The organism is Candidatus Dormiibacterota bacterium, assembly GCA_036495095.1.
GTDB lineage: Bacteria > Chloroflexota > Dormibacteria > Aeolococcales > Aeolococcaceae > CF-96.
Genome location: DASXNK010000068.1, coordinates 1 through 1684 on the forward strand (window position 1 = coordinate 1; position 1684 = coordinate 1684).

General features: G+C 74.8%; 2 protein-coding genes. Both read left to right on the forward strand.

The features are described from left to right. On the forward strand, nt 1–1394 hold a 1394-nt coding region (locus VGL20_07325; GenBank protein HEY2703484.1), incomplete at its 5' end, for a GMC family oxidoreductase. Between the two features lie 131 nt (nt 1395–1525). Continuing rightward, on the forward strand, nt 1526–1684 hold a 159-nt coding region (locus tag VGL20_07330), incomplete at its 3' end, for a DUF1931 family protein (GenBank protein HEY2703485.1).

The window sequence follows — 1684 nt, forward strand, 5'->3', positions numbered from 1 at the left end:
GCGACCCGCAGTGGGCGCACATCACCGACTGGAGATCCGAGCTGGCGCCCTGGTACGCCCAGGCCCGGCGCATGCTCGGAGTGAACCAGGTCGCGGTCGACACCCCGTCCGACGCGGTGATGCGCACCGTCGCCGAGCGGCTCGGGGTCGCCAGCACCTTCCATCGAACGCCGGTCGGGGTGTTCTTCGGCGCCCCCGGGGAGCGCGTCGCCGACCCCTTCTTCGGCGGCGCCGGCCCGGCGCGCACCGGCTGCATCCAGTGCGGCGAGTGCATGACCGGCTGCCGTCACGGCGCCAAGAACAGCCTCGACCTCAACTACCTCCACCTCGCCGAGCGGCTCGGGGCCCGGGTCCACCCCGAGACCCAGGCGGTACGCATCCGGCCGCTGGCCGGCGGCGGCTACGCGGTCGACACCGAGCGTCCCGGGGCCTGGCTCCGCCGCCGCCGGCGCACCGTCACCGCCGAGCAGGTGGTGGTGTCCGCGGCGGTGCTCGGCAGCCTGCGGCTGCTCCTCGACGCCCGCGACCGGGGCGACCTGCCCGGCCTCTCCGAGCGGCTCGGGCATGTGGTGCGCACCAACTCCGAGGCGATCCTCGGCGCCGCCACGCCACGGGTCACGACCGACTACTCGCGCGGGGTGGCGATCACCTCCTCGATCCACCCCGACGAGGTGACCCACATCGAGCCGGTGCGCTACGGTCGGGGCAGCAACGCGATGGGGCTGCTCGCCACCATCCTGGTCTCCGGCGGTGGCCGCCTCCCCCGGCCGCTGCGCTTCCTGGTCGCCGCCGCCGCCCATCCCCGCACCTTCGCGCGCTCGCTGTCGGTGCGGCGCTGGTCGGAGCGCACCATCATCCTGCTGGTGATGCAGAGCCTCGACAACAGCCTGCGGATCAGGCTTCGCGGCCGCCGGCTCGGCCCCCATCTGCGCAGCACCCAGGGGCACGGCGAGCCCAACCCCACCTACATCCCGGTGGGCCACCGGGCCGCCAGGCTGGCGGCGGAGGCGATCGGCGGCCTGCCCGGCGGCTCCGTCAACGAGTCGATCCTCGACATCCCGATGACCGCGCACATCCTCGGCGGGTGCTGCATCGGCGACGGCCCGGCCACGGGGGTGATCGACGCCTACCACCGGGTCTACGGTCACCCCGGCCTGCACGTGTGCGACGGCTCGGCGGTCAGCGCCAACCTCGGCGTCAACCCCTCGCTCACGATCACGGCGATGACCGAACGGGCGATGTCGCTGTGGCCGAACCGGGGCGAGGCCGACCCCCGTCCCGAGCTCGGCGCCGCCTACCGCCGGGTCGCTGCGGTCGCGCCCCGCCGGCCCGCGGTCCCCGCCGGCGCCCCCGCCGCGCTGCGGGTCGAGGCGCCGGAGCCCGCCCCGGGGTGATCGGGCGCGCCGGGGGGCTCCTCGCCGAGGCGCCACACCTGGGTCGCCCGGCCGCCGCCGTGCGGACCGCGAGTGACCAGGGCCGCAGCGGGGTAGCCTGCCCGCAGATCACGTGCACCGAGGGCGAGCACATGCCAGTGATGGGCGTCACCAAGTTCGAGCGCTTCTTCCGCAGCGTCGCCGACCTGGACGTCGACCGGAACGACCTCAAGCGCTACAACGAGTTCGTCGGCCGCAAGCTGTACGACCTCATCGTGGTCGGCGAGGCGAAGGCGACGGCGAACGGCCGG